General features: G+C 62.3%; 14 protein-coding genes. 4 read left to right on the top strand and 10 right to left on the bottom strand.

The annotated features are described in order from the left end of the window. Positions 1-54 precede the first annotated feature (54 nt). Complete coding sequence (locus ABJO61_RS00980; protein WP_348323594.1) at positions 55-423, top strand: limonene-1,2-epoxide hydrolase family protein; 369 nt, start codon at positions 55-57, stop codon at positions 421-423. Here ABJO61_RS00980 and ABJO61_RS00975 read toward each other — a convergent pair. From ABJO61_RS00975 to ABJO61_RS00940, 8 genes are all read right to left on the bottom strand, one after another. Beyond that, positions 420-713: a hypothetical protein gene (locus ABJO61_RS00975; protein WP_348323593.1), complete on the bottom strand. Its 294-nt coding sequence runs from the start codon at positions 711-713 to the stop codon at positions 420-422. The genes ABJO61_RS00980 and ABJO61_RS00975 overlap by 4 nt on opposite strands. Continuing rightward, entirely contained in the window at positions 710-1,954 is a 1,245-nt protein-coding gene (locus ABJO61_RS00970; protein ID WP_348323591.1) for a hypothetical protein, read from the bottom strand. The genes ABJO61_RS00975 and ABJO61_RS00970 overlap by 4 nt, the downstream gene beginning before the upstream one ends. A 74-nt stretch (positions 1,955-2,028) precedes the next feature. Further along, entirely contained in the window at positions 2,029-2,772 is a 744-nt protein-coding gene (locus ABJO61_RS00965; protein ID WP_348323590.1) for a peptidase, read from the bottom strand. 84 nt (positions 2,773-2,856) lie between these two features. Next, on the bottom strand, positions 2,857-3,675 hold the full coding sequence (locus ABJO61_RS00960; protein ID WP_348323588.1) for a transglutaminase family protein: 819 nt from the start codon (positions 3,673-3,675) through the stop codon (positions 2,857-2,859). Positions 3,676-3,683: 8 nt separating this feature from the next. After that, the gene (locus ABJO61_RS00955) at positions 3,684-4,628 is read right to left on the bottom strand and encodes an alpha-E domain-containing protein (RefSeq protein ID WP_348323685.1); all 945 of its coding nucleotides are present in this window, start codon (positions 4,626-4,628) and stop codon (positions 3,684-3,686) included. A gap of 9 nt (positions 4,629-4,637) precedes the next feature. Next, positions 4,638-6,056, bottom strand: coding sequence for a circularly permuted type 2 ATP-grasp protein (locus tag ABJO61_RS00950; RefSeq protein ID WP_348323586.1), 1,419 nt, complete (start codon positions 6,054-6,056; stop codon positions 4,638-4,640). Between the two features lie 184 nt (positions 6,057-6,240). Beyond that, positions 6,241-7,524, bottom strand: a complete 1,284-nt coding sequence (locus tag ABJO61_RS00945; protein WP_348323584.1) for a lytic murein transglycosylase — start codon at positions 7,522-7,524, stop codon at positions 6,241-6,243. An 80-nt stretch (positions 7,525-7,604) separates the two neighbouring features. Beyond that, positions 7,605-9,590 (bottom strand): beta-galactosidase, encoded by a 1,986-nt coding sequence (locus tag ABJO61_RS00940; RefSeq protein WP_348323582.1) that lies wholly within the window; start codon positions 9,588-9,590, stop codon positions 7,605-7,607. A gap of 106 nt (positions 9,591-9,696) precedes the next feature. Between ABJO61_RS00940 and ABJO61_RS00935 the strand changes: the two genes are divergently transcribed. The 3 genes from ABJO61_RS00935 (at position 9,697) to ABJO61_RS00925 (ending at position 14,434) form a co-directional block, all read left to right on the top strand. Beyond that, complete coding sequence (locus ABJO61_RS00935) at positions 9,697-11,010, top strand: alpha-glucosidase/alpha-galactosidase (protein ID WP_348323580.1); 1,314 nt, start codon at positions 9,697-9,699, stop codon at positions 11,008-11,010. A 94-nt stretch (positions 11,011-11,104) separates the two neighbouring features. After that, complete coding sequence (locus ABJO61_RS00930) at positions 11,105-12,802, top strand: DUF368 domain-containing protein (RefSeq protein WP_348323578.1); 1,698 nt, start codon at positions 11,105-11,107, stop codon at positions 12,800-12,802. 42 nt (positions 12,803-12,844) lie between these two features. Continuing rightward, entirely contained in the window at positions 12,845-14,434 is a 1,590-nt protein-coding gene (locus tag ABJO61_RS00925; RefSeq protein WP_348323576.1) for an MHYT domain-containing protein, read from the top strand. 6 nt (positions 14,435-14,440) lie between these two features. Here ABJO61_RS00925 and galK read toward each other — a convergent pair whose 3' ends face one another. Beyond that, positions 14,441-15,490 carry a galactokinase gene (gene galK, locus ABJO61_RS00920; protein WP_348323574.1) on the bottom strand — a complete coding sequence of 350 codons (1,050 nt, stop codon included), beginning with the start codon at positions 15,488-15,490 and terminating at the stop codon, positions 14,441-14,443. After that, positions 15,487-16,395 carry a galactose-1-phosphate uridylyltransferase gene (galT, locus tag ABJO61_RS00915; protein WP_348323572.1) on the bottom strand — a complete coding sequence of 303 codons (909 nt, stop codon included), beginning with the start codon at positions 16,393-16,395 and terminating at the stop codon, positions 15,487-15,489. Before galT ends, galK begins: the two co-directional genes overlap by 4 nt. Positions 16,396-16,566: the final 171 nt, after the last annotated feature.

Below are 16,566 nucleotides of genomic sequence, written 5' to 3'. Positions count from 1 at the left end.
GAAAGCAAGGGCGGCACCGGAAGGCGCCGCCCTCCTTATTCGGGGAGACGAGACATGAGCGACAACGAACAGACTGTCCGCGACTTCATCGACGCATGGCCGCGTCTCGACGTGGCCGAGATCGTCGGCTTCTTCGCGGAGGACGGCATCTATCACAACATGATGCTCGACCCCGTAAAGGGCCGCGAGGCGCTGACCGGCTTCATCGGCGGCTTCGTCAATGGCTGGTCGGACGTGAAGTGGGAACTCCTCAACATCGCCTCTGCGGGAAATCTCGTCTTCGCCGAACGCGTGGATCGCATGACGGTCGGCGGCAAGCCGGTGGCGCTGCCCTGCTGCGGCGTCTTCGAGATGGAAGCAGGCAGGATCAAGGTCTGGCGCGACTATTTCGACCTCGCGACATTTACGAGTGCGGCGGCCTAGACAGCAATGGCGCCAAGTTCGGCATCCGGCTCGGTCAGCAAGACCTCGCAGAGCCAGTCGCCCGTCGGGATTTGCGGCGTCACCACTTCGCCCGTCTCCTCGTCGAGATGAGCGGTGCCCGCTTCCGTTTCGGCCCATGGATAAACGATACGCGCGCCATCGATGACAGGATCGCCTGTCTCGCCAGAGGTAACGAACGCTCTCGCCTTGCCTTCTTGCGCGGCCTCCAGCAGCGCAAGAAGGGCTGCGTTGCTCTCCGCCCGAAGACGGTATGAAAAAAGGGCACTCATACGGCACTCCTCAAACCGATCGCTTCAAGAATTCCATTGAGATGCAGCGCGCCGAAAAGGCTGCCAACGCTCGGCGCTGCACCATCTATGCCGGGCAGCGCTTCGCTCGACATGATGCTGGCGGGCGGCATCAGCCCCGTCGCAGAAAGCGAGAACCCCGTGCCGGGCACGGCGTTGAAATCGATGACCTTGGGCCCCGGAGCCGCAAAGCCATCGGCAGTCGCAAGTGTCAGCACATCCGCGCCCGCCTTCCGCAAGATCATGCGAACCTTGCCGTCGGTTCCGATCTGAAGCTTGAGGCAATTATTCGCATCCGCGCCAAACGCAGCCAGCCCCCGGACAGCGGAACCGGAAAGCTGCGTAAGGTTGACCCTGATCGATCCACCAAACCCGTCCTGTAATCCGCGGGCAGCAGCGAGAGCGCCGAAATCGCGGATCGTGACATCGGTTGCCAGACGGGCCGCTGCCGCGCCTGCGGTAACGATGGGCGGCGAAACAAGGGAGCGTTCCTCTAACTGGCACAGTATGAAATAGACGACGGCACCGGGCGCCGCATGAATGCGCCAGTAGTTGGCGGCACTGGCCGGCGTCCTGTTCACGTCATAGCGTTCATATGTTGCCGGAAGAACCTGATCGGCTGTTTCGGAGAAATCCAGCCCGGCCATGCCGGTGCCACGCCAGTAAACGCTCAGATTGTGAGGGTTGGTGTTGCCCGCAATGCCCTTATTCGCATTCGCTCGCGCGTTCGTTGCACCCAGACTGTTATCGAGCTTGTAAACCTGCCCGCTGCAAACGCCGCTCAATCCGGCCGCCAGGATTTCGGCGCTATCGTCCACAACGCTGAGCGTGGAGGTCGCGGCACCCGACTTCACCAAACCGCTGATGTCTGCAGGCGCCGCATTGTAAATCTCGCATTTGTTGAGACACTGGCCCCATACATCAAGCCCCAGACCGGCAAGGACCGGCATTTCATTGACGGCAAACTGCCGCAATGCGCCACCGGCTTCGACGCCGAGAGCAACGCTGTTCCTGAGTGTGGCACAGGCCTCGTTCGCCGTGAGCGGGAGCCCGCTGCGCCGGTAGAGCCCGGCGGAAAAATCCGCGGACCAGCCGGTCGGGTCTGCGGGAAGACCACCCGTGGCAGAATGAGGGCCGAAACCTTGCCAGCTTGGCGGCTCGGCAAGCGCCCATGAGGGCGCCCCGCCCGGTGGAAAGCCGGTCATACGTACGATGTGAGACATGAAGCTGCTCCTTGTCCGGATGAATTCACCGGACAGTCTGAAGCAGTCTTTCAAAGGCGGGGATTACTCGGCGTTCAAAATTCCCAGCCGGGGCCCGGAATGGTGCGGTATGCCTGCGTGAGCGCATCGGACCAGGCGCTGCGAAGCCCCTTGAAATATTCGTCCTCGTCCTTGATCCGCCGCTGCAGGGCGGTTTTCAACGCATTTCGGCGATAGACCATGAGGTCGATGGGCATCCCGACGGAAAGGTTCGAGCGCATGGTCGAATCCATCGAGATGAGCGCGAGCTTCAATCCATCCGCCAGCGGCGTATCGTAGCTGAGCGCGCGGTCGATGATGGGCTTGCCATATTTGTGCTCGCCAATCTGGAGATAGGGCGTGTCTTCCGTCGCCTCGATATAGTTGCCGGCCGAATAAATCTGGAAGAGACGAAGCTCGCCATTGCCGACCTGCCCGCCCATCAGGATGGAGACGCTGAACTCTCCCGACTGCGCTTCGAGCGAGGGCCCGTCGTTACGATAGACCTCACGCACCGCCTCGCCCATGAGCTGAGCGGCGCGCACCATCGTGGGTACGGTGTGCAGCGTTTCCAGCTCGTCGGAACCGCGCACGCGCACCCCCTGCTCCGTTGCCATGTTGATCGCGGCCTGACTGACGGCAAGATTGCCCGCCGTCATGAGACCGATCACGCGGTCGCCCGGATGCTCGATGACACTGAGCTTGCGGAAGGTCGAAATATTGTCGACACCGGCATTGGTTCTCGTATCGGCCAGCATCACCAGGCCGCCCTCAAGCCGAAGCGCGACGCAATAGGTCATTCTCGTCTCCAGACATCGCCGGGGCATGACCCGGTCTCAACTCAAATCGCCCCGCTTGCAGACAACCTGCATGCAGACAAAAGCCTATTGCTGGGCAGCACCCGCATCGACCCTGAGCCGGACCTCCATCGTCTCTTCGCCGCCGCCGCGCCGGAGCCCGCGAACGGGCGCGGCTTCCAGATAGTCGAGGCCGCAGGCGACGCGGACATGGGCATCCGTCGGGCAGACCCGGTTGGCAACATCGAATCCAACCCAGCCAAGCCCCTCAATATAAGCTTCGGCCCATGCGTGGCTAGCCTCATATTCGGTGTCCACATCGTCCCAGAGATAGCCGCTGACATAGCGCGCGGGCAGCCCCCCGGCGCGCGCCGCCGCGCAGAAGACATGGGTATGATCCTGACAAACGCCATAGCTGTGGGAGAGCGCCTCCGCCGCCGTGGTCGCGGCATGGGTCTCCCCGATCCGGTAGTCGACCGCATTGCGGACGGCATCCATCAGCCGGTGGGCAAAATCGAGCGGCGCGCCATCGGACCGGGCCTTCGCTCCGGCGGCGAGAGCCCGGATCGCCCCGTCCGGCGTCGTGAGGTCGGTCTGGCGGAGAAAGAAAGCCGGCGGAAAGGGCTCGGAGGTGCCGCTCACGACCCCGCCTCTGTCCCTTGTCTCGACCTCGCCTTCGATGGTCAGTGTGATATCGCCATGCGGGCGGTCGATATAGAGTGTCTGGAGAATGTTCTCATAAGCGTCCCGGCCAGTCGTTACCGTCGAATAGGGATGCACGGAGAGCCGCCAGGACAGCACCTGCTGCGTGGCGCTGTCCTGCGGCTGGGCCCGCAGAATCTGCATCGAGTAATTGGCCGACGCCGCATAGCGGTAAGTCGTTTCCTGGCGAATCTGGATAAGCATGCCGCATACTACCCCAAAAGATAGCTGCGGCTGATTTCAAGACCGAGCCGGTCGTTCGTCTCGATATGCTCGCTCAGGAATTCGTGCAGGCCCTGCCGAAAGACATCCTCGACCTTGCCGAAGCGAAGCCTCGAATGTATCTGCCCGGCGATCCGGTGACATTCGTGCCGCTGGCCATACTCCTCGCCGAGCCTGTCGAGACAATCCTTGATCTCGGCGGCACAGCTGATGAGCGAACGCGGCATCTCCTCGCGCATGATGATGAACTCGGCGATGAGCCAGGGCTTGAGGCCCTCGCGGTAGACCGCGTTGTAGCTGCGATAGCCGGACACCGCGCGCAGGATCGAAGCCCATTGATAATAGTCGATGCCGCCGCCGACCTCGGCATGTTCGGGCAGCAGGACGTGATACTTCACATCCATGATGCGCGCCGTATTGTCGCTACGCTCGATGAAGGTGCCGAGCCGCGTGAAATAATAGCTGTCGCGGCGGAGCATGGTCGCGACCGTGCCGCCCGTGAAGAGGAGCGAGCAATCCTTCACCCAGTCGAGAAAGCGGTGGAGCCCGCTGCCGCGCACGCGCGTCTCGTTCCAGCGCGGCAGTTCGAGCCAGGCCGAGTTGAGGCATTCCCACTGTTCGGTGGTGAGCGCGGTACGCACGGCGCGCGCATTGCGCCGCGCCGTCTCGATGCAGCTGCGGATGCTGGACGGGTTCTCGGGATCGAAGGCGAGATAGGAGATGACGTTCTCCGGTGTCGCCTCGTCATATTTTTCGTAGAAGCCTTCTTCCGAGCCCGACACGATGACCGTGGAGTGCCATTCATTGCCCTCCGTATCGGTGCTTGAGGGCATGAGCGAAAGACGGTCCGTCACTCGCAGGGTACGCGCAAGGTTCTCCGCGCGCTCCATATAGCGGGCGATCCAGTAAAGATTGTCGGCTGTGCGCGCGAGCATCATGGGCGATCAGTCCTTCAACACCCAGGTGTCCTTCGTGCCGCCACCCTGGCTCGAATTGACGACCAGCGACCCTTCGCGCATGGCAACGCGCGTGAGCCCGCCCGGAACAACCTTGATTTTCTTGCCCGAAAGAATGAACGGCCGCAGGTCCACATGACGCGGCGCGACACCCTCATTGACGAAGGTTGGACATGTGGACAGCGCAAGGGTTGGCTGCGCGATATATTTTTCCGGCGCCGCCTTCACCCGTGCGGCGAAGTCCTCGACCTCTTGCTTCGTCGCCTTTGGACCGACAAGCATGCCATAGCCGCCCGAGCCGTGAACCTCCTTCACGACAAGCTCTGCCATATGTTCGATCACGTAAGCCGCATCGTCCTTCTCGCTGCACCGCCAGGTCGGCACGTTTTTCAGGATCGGCTGCTCGCCGAGATAGAATTCGATCATCTTCGGCACATAAGTGTAGATCGCCTTGTCATCGGCGATGCCCGCCCCCACCGCATTTGTAAGGTTCAGGTTTCCCGCGCGATAGGCATTCATGAGCCCGGCAACGCCGAGGATCGAGTCCGGCCGGAAGGTCAGCGGGTCGAGGAAATCGTCATCGACCCGGCGATAGATGACATCGACGCGCTTCGGACCCTGCGTCGTGCGCATATAGACGATGTCGTCCATCACATAGAGGTCGGGGCCTTCTACAAGCTCGACGCCCATCTGGTCGGCGAGAAAGGAATGTTCGTAGTAAGCGCTGTTATGGATGCCGGGTGTGAGCACCGCGACCGTCGGCTCGCCCTGACAATTGCGCGGGGCAACAGAAGTGAGCGTGCGCATCAGCTCGTCGCAATAATGATCGACGGGCGCAACATTGTAGCGCGAGAAGAGATCGGGGAAGAGCCGCATGGTGAGTTCGCGGTTCTCCAGCATGTAGGAAACGCCGGACGGTGTGCGGCAATTATCTTCGAGAACATAGAACTCGTCCGCGCCGACACGCACCATGTCGATGCCCGCGATATGCGTATAGACGTTCTCGGGCACCGAAACGCCCTGCATCTGGTAGCGATAGGTTTCGTTGAGCAACACCTGATCGCGCGGGATGACGCCCGCCCGCAGGATTTCCTGCGCGCCGTATATATCCGCGATGAAAGCGTTGAGCGCCCTTACCCGCTGGACAAGACCCTCCGAAACGAAGCGCCATTCCGCCGCTTCGATGATGCGGGGGATGATATCGAAGGGAATGATGCGTTCCGGGTCACCACCCTCGCCATAAACGGCAAAGGTAATCCCGATACGGCGGAAGAAAGTCTCGGCTTCTTCACGCCGGAGCGTGAGGATGTCGAGCGGCGTTTCTTCCAGCCATGATTGCAGCTTGAGATATGCCTGGCGCACCTCGCTACCGGGTCCGCCCATTTCGTCGAAGATGGCCTGCGCCATCGAATCTCCTGCCGTTGTGGCGATTGTTGCGCCTTCTGAGCCTACAAGGAGAGCAAAAGCGATGCCATGCCCGCTCGCCCCTGATTTGCGCGGGTTCCACAGGAAAATTCATGGAACACTGATGGTTTTCTGAGCGCTGGAAGGAAAGAACGCTGCCAAAAGAGGCAACGCGCGGGAGGGCTGTCTAGTTCCCGCGCAGGCGCTGAAGCAGCTCATGTGTCGGATAACCATCCGCGGGAAGACCGATACTCATCTGATAGGCGCGCACCGCCTTGCGCGTATTGTAGCCGATGATGCCGTCCACACCGCCGGTGTCGTGGCCCTTGTCCGTGAGAAGCTGCTGCAATTCATGGCGCTCATGCCGCCCGAGCGGACGGTCGCCGCGCGGCCAGCTTGCCTCGATCTCGCCCCGGCCCTTGAAACGGTCAGCAAGCAGGTTCACCGCCAGCGAATAGGAAGTGGAAGCGTTATAGGCGAGCACGGTGCGGAAATTCTTCATGACGATGAAGGCCGGCCCCCGATGGCCCGACGGCAGGAAGAGGGAGGCATCGTTCCCCATTTCACCGCCCGGGAAAGAGCGTCCGTCCATGCGGGCCACGCCTGCCTTCACCCATTCCGAGACCGGCTTGCGGACCGACATGTCGGCCTGCGAATAATCGAAATTCTTTGGCAGCTTCACCTCATGGCCCCAGACGGCACCCGTTTTCCAGCCCGACTGGTCGAGATAATGCGCGGCGGAGGCGAGTGCATCCGCATGGGAGTTCCAGATGTCGCGGCGGCCATCGCCATCGAAATCGACGGCATGCGCATTATAGGTCGTGGGGATGAACTGCGTCTGCCCCATCGCGCCCGCCCACGACCCCGTCATACCCTCCGGCGCGATGTCGCCATGCTGGATAATCTGGAGCGCGGCAATGAGCTGTGTGCGGCCATATTCGGTGCGCCGCCCTTCGAAACCGAGGGTGGCGAGCGAACGGACCACGCTCATATTGCCCTGAAACGAACCGAAATTGGATTCGAGCCCCCAGATCGCGACCAGCACATGACGGTCGACGCCGTAGCGCGCCTCGATCCTGTCGAGCAGCGCCTTGTTCTCGGCGAGAAGCGCGCGGCCCTTGGCAACGCGGGTATCCGACAACGCGCCTTCGAGATATTCCCAGACGGGTTTCGAGAATTCCGGCTGCGCCTCGTTCGCCTCGATCACCTTGCGGTCGATCTTCATACCCGCGAGCGAGCGGTCGAAGGTCTGGCCACTGACGCCCGCCCTTATGGCATCTGCCCGGAACGCAGTCAGCCAGTCGGCAAAGGCCGCGTTTTCGACAACCGGCGAGGCAAGCGGCACACGCGGCTCTCCCGATGGCGCATTGGCGGCCGCGGCACAGCCCGTCAGGCTCAACGCCAGCAGCGTAATGGTACGCACCGAGAAATGCGCGCTGCGGCGGCTGGAAATCAGGCTGGAAAAATGCATCGGACGCCCCCGGCTGAACTCATGGTCGGGACGCTATCACGCCCGTGTTTTCCGCACCTAGCCCTTGCCCGTTCACAAGGTTAATCCTCCGTGCGCAGAACGGCCGCACCACCCGCTTCGAGCCGTGCGCCGCCCAGAACCACGGAGGTAACCGGGAATTGCGGCGAGATGTCGGCAGACGCCGGCCCGTAGTTGAAAACAAAGCGAAAGGCGCCCCGCCGCCGGGTGCGCAGCCCGGCTGGCAGATCAAGCACCGCCAGCCCCGCATCGCCCGCAAGACGGGCAACGATCCGCTGAAGCAACGCCTCGTCGGGCGAGCCTGCGAGGTAATGCGCCCTGCCCTTGCGGGTAAGCGCGGGCCGACCGTCTTCCGTTTTGGCGAGGACTTCCGTGTCCGCACCCGGTTCCACGAATTCGCGCCAGCGGTCGAAGTGAAACACCTCGTTTTCATAGCGGACGGGGACGGCGCTGTGAGGCCGGTAGCTCTCGACGCGCGTCACGCGGACGCCGAGAAAATCCGCCAGCGGCCCCGGCGCGAGATTGCCGGGAATACGATGAGAGGCCGTGCGGCTGCCGGTGCGCGGGCCCGCGAGAACCATGCCGGGGCAGCGGACAAGTTCCGCCGCAAGCCGCTCGGGCACGAAAGGCATCGAGGGAACGAGTACCAGCGCATATGACGAGAGGTCGGCCTCCGGCCCGACGATATCGATATCGAGACCGAGCCGCCGGAGCGCGCGGTACATGGCGAAGGCCTGCTCGACATAGGAGAAATTCCGGCCTTGCGGCTGCACCCTCAGAAACCACGAAGCTTCATAGGAAAAGACAAGCGCAACCCTGGCGGGCACCGCCTTGCCGAGCGTCCCGAGAGCGGCAAGATCGGCAGAAAGCTGCTTCACTTCGTGGTAGGCGCGGTCGGGCGAGCCGTCGGGCAGATTGAGCCCGGCATGAAACTGCTCCTGCGCAAAAGGTGCCTGACGCCAGCGGAAATAGGAGATGGTTTCCGCACCATGCGCGAAACCTTCAAGCCCCCACAGACGGACGAGGCCGGGCGCGGCGTCGGGATTGTAATCCGCCCAGTTCACCGGCCCCGGCTGCTGCTCCATCACCCAGAACCGGCCGCGCCCCGCGCCGCGATAAAGATCGTGGTGGAAAGCCTGAAGGTCGGGATCACCCGTGCGCGCAAAGGCCGCCTTGCGCTCGGCAGGCATGGGAAAGACATCGAGACTGCCAAGCGGATAGGAATCCCAGGTAGCGATATCGAGATCCTTCATCGTTTCGTGATGATCGAAATCGAGGAAGAAGGTCATGAAATTGTGGAGAACATCGCGCCCCGGCGAAAGCGCGCGAATGATTTCCACCTGCACACGATTGAAGGCCGCCACCTGATCGGACGAGTAACGGTGAAAATCCGTGCGGTGCGCCGGGTTCGCCTCCGTGACCGTAGCCGAGGGCAGGTCGATCTCCTCGAAGTCACGATATTCCATGCTCCAGAAGACGTTGCCCCACGCGTCGTTCAGCGCGGCGATGGAACCATAGCGATCCTTCAGCCAGTGCCGGAATCCGAGCCTTGCCTCATCCGACCAGGAAAGCACCGTATTGTGGCAGCCATATTCATTGTCGGTCTGCCAGGCGATGATGGCCGGGTGTTCGCCAAAGCGCTCGGCGAGCGCGCGCACGATCCGTGCGCATTCGCGCCTGTAGCCCGCATGGGAAAAGCAGTAGTGACGGCGCGATCCGAAGCCGCGCGGACGGCCATGCCGGTCGACGGGCAGCATGTCGGGCATGGCGTCCACAAGCCATTTGGGCGGTGTTGCCGTGGGCGTGCCGAGAATGACGCCGAGACCTTCGCCATGCAGCACATCGAGCGCGCGGGCGAGCCAGCCGAAATCATATTTGCCCTGCGAAGGCTCCAGCCGCGACCAGGCGAACTCGCCGATGCGGACGCGCGAAATGCCCGCCTCGCGCATATGGCGGGCATCTTCTGCCCATACCGCCTCCGGCCAATGCTCCGGGTAGTAGCAGACACCGATCGTGACATCGCTCGGCCGTGGTCCCGACTGCGGCATGGGGCCTCCCTTCCCTTAATGCACCCAATGTGCCGGAAATGGCGGCGCTTGCAAGCGCGCGGCGCCTGCCCGATGCTCCCGTAAAACAACGGGGGAGCGCGGGAGAATGACGAAAGTCTGCATGATCGGGGCGGGCAGCACCGTCTTCATGAAAAACCTGGTGGGGGACATCCTGCTGAACGGTGTTTTTGCCGATTGCGAGATCGCCTTGCAGGATATCGACGAAGCGAGGCTGAAGACCTCCGCGGTTGTGGCCGGAAAGATCGCGGACGCGCTTGCCGTCTCGCCGAAGATCATCGCAACGACCGACCGGCGCGAAGCGCTTGCGGGTGCGGACTTCGTCATCGTGATGATCCAGGTCGCGGGATACAAACCGGGCACCGTCACCGATTTTGAAATCCCGAAGAAATACGGCCTCCGCCAGACCATTGCCGACACGCTGGGCGTGGGCGGCATCATGCGCGGCTTGCGCACCGTGCCTGTGCTGCTCGATATCGCAAAGGATATGCGCGAGCTCTGCCCCGACGCGCTGATGCTGCAATATGTGAACCCGATGGCGATCAACTGCTGGGCGCTGAGCGAGCTTGCACCGGACATTCGCCATGTGGGTCTTTGTCATTCCGTGCAGGGAACCGCCTTTGAACTCTCGCAGGATCTCGGCGTCGACTACAAATCCCTGCGCTATCGATGCGCGGGCATCAATCACATGGCTTTCTATACGAAGTTCGAGCGCGAGCTGCCGGACGGTACGCGCGAGGACCTCTACCCGAAGCTGAAGGAAATCGCCGCGCAAGGCGAAGAGCCCGGCTGGAACAAGGTGCGCTACGAAATCCTGCGCCGCACGGGTTATTTCGTCACCGAATCGAGCGAACATTTCGCCGAATACGTGCCCTGGTTCATCAAACGCGACCGGCCGGACCTGATCGAGAAATTCAACATCCCGCTCGACGAATATATCCGCCGCTGCGAGGAACAGATCGCGGCCTGGGAAGCGCAAGAGCGCGACCTCGTCTCCGCAAACCGGCTCGAAGTGAAGTTCTCCGGTGAATATGGCGCAAAGATCATGCGCGCCATCGCCACGGGCAAGCCCGCCGTCATCAACGGCAATGTTCCCAATCGCGGCCTCATCGATAATCTGCCCGCGGGCGCATGCGTGGAGGTTCCCTGTCTCGTCGATGGAAACGGCATCACGCCAACACGGGTGGGCGCCTTGCCGCCGCATCTGAGCGCCATGATGCAGACGAATATCAACGTACAGGCGCTGACGCTGGAGGCGATCCGAACCGGCAAACGCGAACACATCTGCCACGCTGCCATGATGGACCCGCACATGGCAGCGGAACTTTCGCTCGATGAGATATGGTCGCTGGTCGACGATCTGATCGAGGCACATGGCGCCTGGCTGCCGGCGTTTCACTGAAGGAAGTCGAAAATCCCGGTTTTGCCATTCCAAAGCCGTGACGCCATTATAGTATCGCAAGTGATTCTGGGGTGGGGACCTGCCGGAGAGCTTGATGGCTTCCAATGAAAATCTGAGCGAGTTCAAGCTGTCGAAAAGCTGGCGCTGGGTGCCGCTCGCGGGTTGGACAGCCGCAGGCTTGCTTCTTTTCGCCTCATGGCTGTGGCCGGTTACGCGCGAGTCATGGGACGTTTTCGACGCATGGGTGTTCCATGCGATGAACGGCACCGTGGCGTCGAGCGACATCTGGGCGACCATATGGGCGCCGACCGGCGGACGGCGCTTCGACGCCCTTTCCGCCCTGATGATCTTCGTGATCTATCTCTACTATATCGGGTCCGGCGATTTCGCGCGCTTCCGGCATGGTCTCGCCTTCGGACTGATGACGGCAGTACTGCTGCTCATCATCATCGTTCTCCAGCGCCACATCATCGCCTATCCGCGCCTTTCGCCCTCGCATGTTCTCGACGGCTTCCACTCGATCAAGGACATCATTCCCTGGTCGGCGGCGAAGGAAGGATCGGACAGAAGCTTTCCCGGCGATCACGCCACGGTGACGATGATCCTCGCAATCCTCTGGTGGCGCGGCTTCAACTGGCGCTTCGGCCTTGTCGGTGTTGCGCTCGCTTTCTTCTTCGCCTTGCCGCGCATCGCCGCCGGAGCGCATTGGGCGACCGACGCCGTGATCGGCGGTGGCGCGATGGCGCTTGTCACCTTCGCCATTATCGTGGGTACACCGATCACCTGGCATATCTATTGCGCCGCGCTGAAACCGGCAGACTGGGCGCTCTCCTTCTGGGTCCGTTTTGCCGACAGGCTGAGCCCGGAGGGCCGCGACAATGTGAACCCGACACGGCAGGTGCTGCGTGGCATGTGCATCGGCGCCGCCGACCTCGTACCCGGTGTGAGCGGCGGCACACTGGCGCTTATTCTCGGCATTTACAAAAGGCTGATCGGCGCCATTGCCAGCTTCGACAGGGAATTGCTCGGCCTTCTCCGGCAAGGGCAAGTGCTGGCGGCGGCGCGGCATGCGGACATGCTCTTTCTCGGCACCACCGGTATCGGCGTGATGCTTTCGCTGATCATCTTCAGCCGCGTCATTCCGCTTTCGATGATGGTGACGAACCTCCCCGAAATCACTTTCGGCTTCTTCTTCGGTTTGATTGCCGCTTCCATCGTTGGGCTTTTGTCCCATGTCCATTCCAAGGGCGCGACGAGCGTAATATGGATCGGACTTGGCGTCGTGCTTGGCCTTCTTGCCGCAACCCTCGTACCGGTGCGCACACCCGATGCAAGCTGGTTCATCTTCCTTTGCGGCATGGCGGCGGTGGCGGCAATGCTGGTGCCCGGCGTTTCAGGCTCCTTCGTACTGCTCATCCTCGGCAAATATACGGATGCCATCGAGGCTCTGGGCAGACTCGACTTTTCCTTTATCGCACCTCTGGCCGCGGGCGTCGTCACCGGCGCCCTGCTTTTCTCGCGAGCAATCTCCTGGCTGCTCGACCGCTTCTACCGCCAGACCCTGCTGACAGTGATCGGCATACTCGGCGGATCGCTTCTGGCGGTATGGCCCTTCAAGGACCGTCACTACGAGACGATCGGCGCAAAGATGCAGCTCATCAAGGCAGATCCCTATATTCCCGCGCATCTGGACATGACGGTTTTCTTCACGATTGTTGCGATAGGCGCGGGGATTTTCCTCTATCGCTTTCTCGACCGCCTCGCGCAACACACGGAAGCGGAAGAAAACTGAAACCGAGAGTTCATTAATCGTTAAGCAAGGATTAAACGGCGTGTGCTTCACTCGCGAGCCATGCTTACCGTCTATAATTGCATAGTGGTCGAACACGATCTGCGGCTCGTCGCTCTGGCGGGCTTCATTTGTCTGTTCGCAAGCTTTTCGGCGATGAGCCTGCTCGCGCGCGCACGCGAGGGGGCATCATGGCGGAGTACGCTCTGGATTCCGGCGAGCGGCGCGGTTGCGGGTTGCGGTATCTGGGCGACCCATTTCATAGGCATGCTCGCCTTTCGGCCCGGCGAAATCGCGACCTATGCGGCGGGCGCCACGATTATCTCTTTTCTCCTTTCCGTCGCCCTGTCCGTTGCCGGGCTTTTTCTCGTCGCGCGCGTAAAGCCCGCCGGGATCGGCGGCGCCGTGGTGGGGCTTGCCATCGTGGCAGCGCACTATGTCGGCATGGCAGCGCTGACGGTGCAGGAGCATCTGACCTGGGATCGAGACTATGTCTTCGCGTCTGTCGTCATGGGTATCGTCTTCTCGGCCCTGGCGTTTCAACTCAAAGCGGCACTGGGCGGGGTCAAAGGCCGGATCGCGGGAACGGGTTTCCTTTCTCTCGCAATCTGTGCGCTTCACTTCACGGGCATGACGGCGGCGACAGTCACGTTCGATCCCGCAATCGAGTTTACAAGGCCGACGGTTCAGCCTCTCGTTCTGTCTATTGCGATTGCCGCGATCACGGTCTTCATCGGTGCTTTCGGCTTTCTCGGGAGCGCAATCGACCGGCATCTCGCGAGGCTTTCCGCGCAGGAAGCAAAGCGCCTCCGTGCCCATGTGATGGAGCTTGAGGAGACAAAGCGGAAGCTCGAAGCGACCTCACAAGACCTGATGATCGCGCTGAAAAGCGTCGCCTCGGCAGATCAGGCGAAAGCACAGTTCCTGGCCACGATGAGCCATGAACTCAGGACTCCGCTGAATGCGATCCTTGGATTTTCGGAGATCATGAAATCCGAAACCTTCGGCCCTCTCGGCAACAAGCGATACCTCGAATATACGGACGACATCTACAAGAGCGGGCAGCATCTGCTTTCACTCATCAACGATGTGCTCGATTTCACCCGTGCAGACGCAGGCGAATTGCAGCTTCACGACGAGGAAGTCGATGTCGAAGATGTCATTCGCAGCGCCATTCGCATGCTGAAACAGCAGGCCGACACCCACGCCCTCAAACTTCACGTCGATAGCCCGCCGGACATGCCGGCACTTTTGGCCGACCACAGACGCATCCGGCAGGTTTTACTGAACCTGCTTTCAAACGCCGTGAAGTTCACCCCGGACGGCGGCGACATCCATATTTCCGCAGCAGTGGAAAACGGCACACCCAAAATTCGCGTCAGCGATACCGGAATCGGTATCGCGAAAGCAGACATTCCGATGGCGCTGGAGCGTTTCGGCCAGATCGATTCAGACATCGCCCGGAAATATGAAGGTACGGGGCTCGGTCTGCCCCTCTCGAAATGTCTGATGGAGGGGCACGGGGGCACATTGGAGATCGAGAGCGAGCCCGGACATGGCACAACGGTAACGCTCACCTTCCCGCCGGAGCGGTTGCTCCCGCCCTCAAAAAGCGCGAGCCGCATTACAGCATGACCGCACTCAGTCCGCGACGAGCCAGGCCGCAGGATTATCCGCCGACACCCTTTTCCACCAGAGATCGCTGTCCAGCTCCGGCGGCAACAATGCCACAGCACAGCCGCCGAAGCCCGCGCCTGTGAGCCGCGCCCCGGCAGCTCCCTCGGCCAGCATGGCAGTGACCAGCCGGTCGAGAGCAGGCGTCGAAACCTCATAATCTTCCGCGAGCGAACGATGACTTTCGCTCATGGCCCGCCCGAAGCCCGCTACGTCCTGCGCTTCAAGCGCGGCGACGGCGGAAACCACACGCATGTTCTCCGTGACCACATGGCGCGCGCGGCGCCGCACCGATGGAGGCAACGCCTCGACATCGGAAGGCACCGCATCGCGCAGGGCCGCAATGCCGAGAAGCGCCGCCGCCTCCTCGACCGCGCGCCTGCGCTCGTTATAGGCGCCATCGGCAAGACGGCGCGCCTCGCCGCAATGAACGACGCGGAATCGGAAGGACGGCGGCACGGCAACGAGACGGCCCTCTCCCGTCCTGCAATCGAGCAGCAGCGCCTCGCCGGGGCGGCCTGCCGCGGACGCCATCTGGTCGAGAATCCCGCAATTGACGCCGCAATAATTATTCTCCGCCGCCTGCGCCATCCGCGCCACCTCGGCATCGCGCAGAGATGCCCCTGTGAGGGCGAGCGCCGCACGCAGCACCGCGACCTCAAGGGCGGCGGAGGAAGAAATACCCGCCCCTTGCGGAATATCCGACGTAACCAGAACCGCCACAGGCGGCACCTCAATTCCCGTCTTCGTGAGCTCGGCAAGAGGCCCCGCCACATAATCCGTCCAGCCGCCGCGCGGCGGACCGGAAGGATCGAAGGAGGCGGCCGGATGCCCATCGCTGCGCGCCTCGAATGAACCCGCCCGCGCCATCGTCACCCGCGTTTCGCGGCGAAGCGGCATGGGCAGGCAAAAGCCCTCGGCATAATCGGTATGATCCCCGATCAGGTTGACGCGGGCAGGCGCGCGGCCCTCCGCTTGCCCCTCCATGCCGAAAGCTTCCCGGAACGACGCCCTCATGCCGGATAGTCCGCCGACACCGCGCGCAATCGCGCCGCCGCATCCTCCGGCAGCACATCGGCGAGGAAGACGCCTGAACCCTGCTCGACACCAGCGAGATATTTGAGTTTGCCCGCATCGCGGCGGAACGGGCGAATGTCGATTGTCATGTGGAATGTCGCCTCGAAACCGCGCGGCGCACATTGCACGGTGAGAATGTATGGCATGGGCGCGCCGAAGAGGGCATCGAGCCGTCGCACCGTGCGGCCGAGAAGCCGCGCCATGTCCAGCCGCTCTGCATCCGAAAGGGTCTGCGGGCCGGGTACACGCCGCCGGGGCGCAATCCAGCTTTCAAAAGGATACATGGCAAAGGGCGGCACGAACGCCAAAGCATGCTCCCGCTCCTCGATGACAAGCTGCCCGGCACCATGCAGGAGGCGCTCGATGACGGGCGCTTCGGCCTGCGCCTCCGCCGCGCGCCGCGCCTGCACGGGAATGAAGGGAAAGGCATAGATCTGACCGTGCGGATGATGGAGCGTCACCCCGATCTCCTCGCCCCTGTTTTCGAAGGGCAGGACATAAGGGTGATCCTGCCCGAGCGCTTCGACCCGCGCGCCCCAGACCTCAAGGAGGAGAGCAAGCCTGTCCTCCGAAAGCGAACCGAGCCCGGCCCGATGATCGTCGGAAAAGACGACGACCTCGCAGCGCCCGTGCGACGGCGCGGTCTCGATGCCCGGAAGATCGACCGGGGTCGCGGCACTCGAGAAAGCCGGAAAACGGTTCTCGAAGACCGCAACTTCAAATTGCTCGAAAGGGATTTCGCCGAGACCGCCGTCCCGCGCAGGGCAGAGCGGACAGGTGCTAGCCGATGGCAGAAAGGCGCGGCCCTGCCGCGCGCCCGCATAGGCGACCCATTCGCCCCGCAAGGGATGCCACCGAAGATGCCCGCCGCCGCACGGCGCCGCCGGGGGCAGGCACTCCCGCACCGCCCCTTCGTGAGGTGCGCGGCCATAAAGCAGAAGCTCCCGCCCGTCCGGCAGACGATATTCCCTCAGATCGAACAGATTTTCCTCCCCAAAACGTCCCCGGTCGCCGCA

This window comes from Parvibaculum sp., from assembly GCF_039973015.1.
Taxonomy (GTDB): domain Bacteria; phylum Pseudomonadota; class Alphaproteobacteria; order Parvibaculales; family Parvibaculaceae; genus Parvibaculum.
Note: the sequence above shows the minus strand (reverse complement) of the source record. Positions and strands in the feature narration are given on the sequence as shown.